Raw genomic sequence first — 5,911 nt, forward strand, 5'->3', positions numbered from 1 at the left:
ATAAAAATTAAGAGAAAAAATGACAAACCTTATCCTTAATCATATGCAATCAGCGCTCGACAAGCTCAAAACAAATCAACAATACCGTCAACTCCCAAATCTGAGGCATAGTGGACGGTATATCGTGAGCGAAGGTAAAGCTTTGCTTAATATTGCGAGTAATGACTATCTTGGCTTGGGCGGTGATGCTGAGCTACAAGAGGAATTTCTCAACCAAATAGAAGGATTACCTGCAGCAACAGTACCTAAAATGAGTGCTACCTCTTCACGGCTCCTCACAGGTAACAACACACAACTACAACTATTAGAGTCAGAATTACAAAGTTGGTATCAGAATGCGGTAAATCAACAAGGCGTACCTACCAACAAATCTGTACTGGTACTCAATAGTGGCTACCATGCAAATATTGGTATCTTACCTGCACTGACCTTATTGCCAGTCAAAACACTTATTTTGGCTGACAAGCTGGTACATGCCAGTATCATCGATGGATTGCAACTGAGCCAAAGTAAGCTTGTCAGCTATCGCCGTTATCGTCACAATGATTACGAGCATTTGGCCAGATTTATTGAACAAGCAGACCCAGCCGTTGAGCGCATTATTATTGTTACTGAGAGTATTTTTAGTATGGATGGTGACCGCGCCGACTTACAAAAGCTGGTGGCATTAAAAGCTAAAGACGCTCGTATAGAGCTATACGTCGATGAAGCACATGCGGTTGGTGTTTTAGGTAATACAGGATTAGGGCTGGCAGAAGAGACAGTAACGTTGGCTGAAATTGATTATTTAGTTGGTACCTTTGGTAAGGCTTTCGCGTCAGTTGGGGCGTATATCATGTGTAATGAGACCGTCAAACAGTGGCTGATTAATACTATGCGCCCATTGATTTTTAGTACGGCGTTACCTCCTATCAATCATGCATGGACACGATTTATTTTAGCAAAAATGCCCACATTGACTGACGAACGCGCACATTTGGCACAACTCTCTACCACACTGAGCCGAGCCATCGCACCGCAATATCGTGTATCCTCAGCTGCTGAAAAGGTACATTATGAATCCCCTATCGTTCCTTATATATTAGGCGACAATGCAAGTACACTTGCCAAAGCGCAACAGTTACAGGCAGCAGGGTTTTATGCACTGCCTATTAGACCACCCACCGTCCCTGCAAACACCGCTCGTATTCGTCTGGTTATGAATGCTAAGCTGACGCATCAAGACTGCCAGCAACTCATCCAACAACTCACCTAATAGGTAGTAGCATCCTGCCTTTTATCAACCACCTTATTATTAGATATCAGCCTTTTTATCCAAAAAACCGTCTGACTTAGATGACCTGAATAATATGACAACACTCTCTACAGCCACTCACTTTAGCATCAGAAAACAAATCATCGCTCGCCATTTTGCAAGCGCTAGAGACTATGACCAACATGCCAATGTTCAGCAAATAGTTTGTCAGTATCTACTGGATAATATTGCTCATACTAAACAAAGTAGTGTATTGGAAATCGGTGCAGGCACAGGTCAAATGACACGGTTACTCGCTGAGCAAATCCACAGCCATCACTGGCTCATTAACGAATTATGTAGTGAGCATACTGTTACATTACAATCAATACTGCCCACTGCTGAAATCATCGTTGGTGACGCTGAAACCCTAGGTTTGGCAGAAAACCATAGTTTGATAGTCAGTGCCAATGCCGTGCAATGGTTTGATGATCCATTGAGCTTTGTCGCACAATCAGCACGCCGCTTACAACCTGAAGGACAGCTGGTTTTTAGCACCTTTACCCCAAATAATTTTTTGCAGATTAAAACATTAATAGATCAAGGACTACTGTATCCGAGTATCGAGGCATGGCAACTAGCGTTAAATAAGGCAGGGTTTATAGATTGTCAGGTAACCACACAGCGTTTTGATTTATGGTTTACACGCCCCTACGAGGTGCTTAAACACATGAAACTAACGGGAGTATCGACCAATCAAACGCAAATACAGTCAAATAATACACCACCATTTACGTGGACAAAAACACGGTTACAGCAGTTTGAGCAAGCGTACTGGCAGCAGTTTTCTGTAAAAGATGAAGAAGGTAAGCTCGGTGTAAGCCTAACTTATGAAGCGCTTATAGTGAGTGCATTTAAACCTTAATCACGCAGCATATGACAAGAATAGTAGCTAATAGGAAGCACAATTATTGGAAATAGTAGCCATAAAAAAACGCATCCCGAAGGATGCGTTTTTTATTTAACTACTTATTCGTTCAGCAGTATTACTTCTTGTCTTCGTCGACTTCAGTGAACTCAGCGTCCACAACATCATCATCCGCTTGGTTATTGTCTGCTTCACCTTCAGCACCTTGTTGGAACTGACTTGGATCCATGCCTTCTGCACCAGCACCGCTATCAGCGTAGATTTTTTGGCTGATTGGTAAGAAAGCATTGTCTAGCGCTTCAAGCTTGGCTTTGATGTCATCATGATCATCTTCTTTGGTCGCTGTCTCAAGCTCAGAGATAGCAGCTTCAACTGTTGATTTTTCTTCATCAGTGACTTTGTCTTCTGCTTCTTTTAGCGCTTTTTGTACCGCATGGATACGACCATCTGCTTCGTTACGTACTTGCGCTAGGTTAGCGAACTTTTCATCTTCTGCAGCATTGGCTTCTGCATCGCGAACCATTTGTTCAACTTCTTCATCCGACAAACCAGAATCTGCTTTGATCTGGATGCTTTGTGCTTTACCAGTACCTTTATCTGTTGCTGAAATATTCATAATACCATCAGCATTGATGTCAAAAGTTACTTCGATTTGTGGTAGACCACGTGGTGCTGGTGGAATATCTGTCAAATCAAAACGACCAAGCTGTTTGTTTTGGTTAGCGATTTTACGCTCACCTTGATAAACCTGAATGGTTACTGCTGGTTGGTTGTCTTCAGCTGTTGAGAATACCTGTGATTTCTTAGTAGGAATCATGGTGTTTTTCTCAATGATTGGTGTCATAACACCGCCCATTGTTTCGATACCTAAAGTCAACGGAGTCACATCAAGCAATAGTACGTCAGTTTTGTCACCAGATAATACAGCACCTTGAATTGATGCACCTGCTGCTACTGCTTCATCAGGGTTCACGTCTTTACGTGGCTCTTGACCGAAGAAATCTTCTACTTTTTTCTGTACTAAAGGCATACGAGTCTGACCACCAACTAGGATGACGTCATCGATATCACCAATTTTTAGACCGGCATCTTCAAGAGCAATTTTACAAGGACCCATGGTACGCTGTACTAGCTCTTCAGTTAAACTCTCTAGTTTTGAGCGGCTGATAGTAACAACCAAATGCTTAGGACCACTGCTATCAGCAGTGATATATGGCAGGTTTACTTCAGTACTTTGGGCACTTGACAACTCGATTTTGGCTTTTTCTGCAGCTTCTTTTAGACGCTGCATCGCAAGAGAATCACCTTTTAGGTTGAAGTCTTGATCTTTTTTGAACTCGTCTACCAAAAAGTCGATCAACGCTGAATCAAAATCTTCACCGCCAAGGAATGTGTCACCATTGGTTGCTAGTACTTCGAACTGCTGCTCGCCATCTACGTCAGCGATTTCGATGATTGATACATCAAACGTACCACCACCTAAGTCATATACAGCAACAGTGCTATCGCCTTGCTTCTTGTCCATACCATAGGCAAGCGCAGCAGCAGTTGGTTCGTTGATGATACGTTTTACATCAAGACCAGCAATTTTACCTGCATCTTTGGTCGCTTGACGCTGTGAATCGTTGAAATATGCAGGTACGGTTACAACCGCTTCTGTCACGCTTTCACCAAGATAATCTTCAGCTGTTTTCTTCATTTTTTTCAAGATTTCAGCAGAAACCTGTGGTGGTGCAAGCTTTTTACCATTGATTTCTACCCATGCATCACCGTTATCTGCTTTGGCGATTTTGTATGGCACCATACCGATGTCTTTTTGTACAACTTTGTCATCAAAACGACGACCGATCAAACGCTTAATCGCAAACAATGTATTGCTTGGGTTGGTAACTGCTTGACGCTTAGCTGACTGACCAACGAGAATTTCGTCATCTTTATAAGCGACGATCGATGGTGTTGTGCGAGTGCCTTCAGCATTTTCGATGACTTTAACCTTGTCACCTTCCATTACTGCAACACATGAATTAGTTGTACCTAAATCAATACCAATTACTTTACCCATAATCAATTGCTCCTAATTTGTTTTAAATATAAATAATTATATACTCAGACCAATGTCGGTCACTTGTTGCTTTATATCGGTTTGCTTGTTAATTTTTTCAAGTCAAAACCCACGCAAAAATTGTCTTTTGTGTGACTTTTTGTGAAAACCCTTATTAATATTAGGGTTTAGCACAGTTAAAAACTTATTGTTTCTTAATTATATAATGAAGCTGTGATCTTAACCGTTGTTGTATTAGCGATAACGCCCTAAATACTATTGACCAACACGGACCATTGCTGGACGCAACAAACGACCATTCAAGCTATAACCTTTTTGCAATACAGTACCGACAGTATCAGCTTCAGCATCGGCATCAATTCCAACCGCTTCATGAAAATCAGCGTTAAACTTTTCACCTTGTGGGTCAACCACTTCTACACCATTTTTAGTGAGTAGTGCTATTAAAGCTTTATGCGTCAGTTGCACACCTTCGGCTACTGGATCATTAGCATCAGCACTTTCGATAGCACGCTCTAAGTTGTCGACAATATCCAACAACTCCTTGGCAAACTTTTGTAGCGCGAACTTTTTGCTCTTTTCTGCTTCTTGCTCCATACGTTTTTGCGCATTGTACGCTTCTGCATTGGCGCGAGCCGTGGTTTCCTTGGCTTGCTTAACTTCGCCTTCTAGCTCAGCGATACGTGCTTTAAAAGTCTCAATGTCGATATCATTGTCGATGGTCGCCTCTTCACCTGAGTTATTTTGTGGATCAAACTCTTTCAGCGTTTCATCTAAAACACTGTCACTCTGATCAATGTTATCTTGCGCCACGTTTTGCTCGCTCATGATAGCTCCTTAGAATGTGATAATGATGGTTCATATAGGACACGGTAGACTGGCTCATCACCAGCTATTGAGCGTCCTTATTAGATACTTAAAATATTTCGCTCATTTTTTATTAATGCGCTTTACTAGCTGCTTGATAAAGGTGATGGGTATAAATTTCAAGCCTAAAATGCAGGATTTTTTCTAATTTGCCACAAATTTTGGTTTAATTTAATCTAAACTGCTTGTGAAGTGTTTCCTTTGCTCTAATCAGATATGAATAGGTGCTAAAAAATACTATTTGTGGCGAGAAGTTTTTTGACGAGACAGATATTTCTATCGAGAAACCCTCATTACAACGAAACCGTTATTGCTCACTCTTACCAGTCAGCGTAATCATCCAAATCTCCGAACGCGTGCCCAATCTAAAAGGCACTGCACCGATACCATAACCTGACGTTACCAAAAACTGCGTGTCTTCTATTGTTTTGGTACCATAGTTGAGCGGCTTTAACCAATTCATCAGCATCGTCAATGGAAATATCTGTCCACCATGAGTATGCCCTGATAAATGTAAATCAACTGGCAATGCTTTGATCTCATCCATCATAGAAGAACGATGCTCTAAAAACACCACTGGCTTATTACTATCAACTTGGGTCATTAGCTCCTTCGCTGATAATCTGGTCTGGTCAACATCATCTGAGCGCCCAACCAGCCACACTGAGTCATCTAATAGCACACTCTCGTTATCAAGCGCTTTAATACCTGCCGCTTCAACGGCCTCAGCTATCACTCCATCATAGCCTCGATAATCATGGTTACCCAAAGTAGCATAAACCCCAAGAGGCGCCTTTAGTTTTGATAAATGTTCGTGCAT

5 protein-coding genes are annotated in these 5,911 nt (G+C 41.7%); 2 read left to right on the forward strand and 3 right to left on the reverse strand.

The window, feature by feature from the left end; genetic code table 11:
- Positions 1-19: 19 nt before the first annotated feature.
- Together ACT3RN_RS14115 and ACT3RN_RS14120 are read left to right on the forward strand one after the other, a co-directional pair.
- Complete coding sequence (locus ACT3RN_RS14115; protein WP_442070091.1) at positions 20-1,255, forward strand: 8-amino-7-oxononanoate synthase; 1,236 nt, start codon at positions 20-22, stop codon at positions 1,253-1,255.
- Between the two features lie 94 nt (positions 1,256-1,349).
- Complete coding sequence (locus tag ACT3RN_RS14120; RefSeq protein ID WP_192519491.1) at positions 1,350-2,159, forward strand: methyltransferase domain-containing protein; 810 nt, start codon at positions 1,350-1,352, stop codon at positions 2,157-2,159.
- Between the two features lie 121 nt (positions 2,160-2,280).
- Here ACT3RN_RS14120 and dnaK read toward each other — a convergent pair whose 3' ends face one another.
- From dnaK to ACT3RN_RS14135, 3 genes are all read right to left on the reverse strand, one after another.
- Entirely contained in the window at positions 2,281-4,224 is a 1,944-nt protein-coding gene (dnaK, locus tag ACT3RN_RS14125) for a molecular chaperone DnaK (RefSeq protein WP_442070093.1), read from the reverse strand.
- 255 nt (positions 4,225-4,479) lie between these two features.
- Positions 4,480-5,052, reverse strand: a complete 573-nt coding sequence (grpE, locus tag ACT3RN_RS14130) for a nucleotide exchange factor GrpE (RefSeq protein ID WP_444518731.1) — start codon at positions 5,050-5,052, stop codon at positions 4,480-4,482.
- Positions 5,053-5,398: 346 nt separating this feature from the next.
- The coding region (locus ACT3RN_RS14135; RefSeq protein WP_444518732.1) for a metallophosphoesterase at positions 5,399-5,911 on the reverse strand (513 nt) is incomplete at its 5' end.

Origin of the sequence: Psychrobacter sp. AOP5-GZ1-6 (genome assembly GCF_052376345.1) — a bacterium.
GTDB lineage: Bacteria > Pseudomonadota > Gammaproteobacteria > Pseudomonadales > Moraxellaceae > Psychrobacter.

Excerpts from the sequence above, each read along its gene's own strand:
- ACT3RN_RS14115 (WP_442070091.1), top strand. The coding sequence starts at position 20 with ATGACAAACCTTATCCTTAATCATATGCAATCAGCGCTCGACAAGCTC.
- ACT3RN_RS14120 (WP_192519491.1), top strand. The coding sequence starts at position 1,350 with ATGACAACACTCTCTACAGCCACTCACTTTAGCATCAGAAAACAAATC.
- dnaK (WP_442070093.1), bottom strand. The coding sequence starts at position 4,224 with ATGGGTAAAGTAATTGGTATTGATTTAGGTACAACTAATTCATGTGTT.
- grpE (WP_444518731.1), bottom strand. The coding sequence starts at position 5,052 with ATGAGCGAGCAAAACGTGGCGCAAGATAACATTGATCAGAGTGACAGT.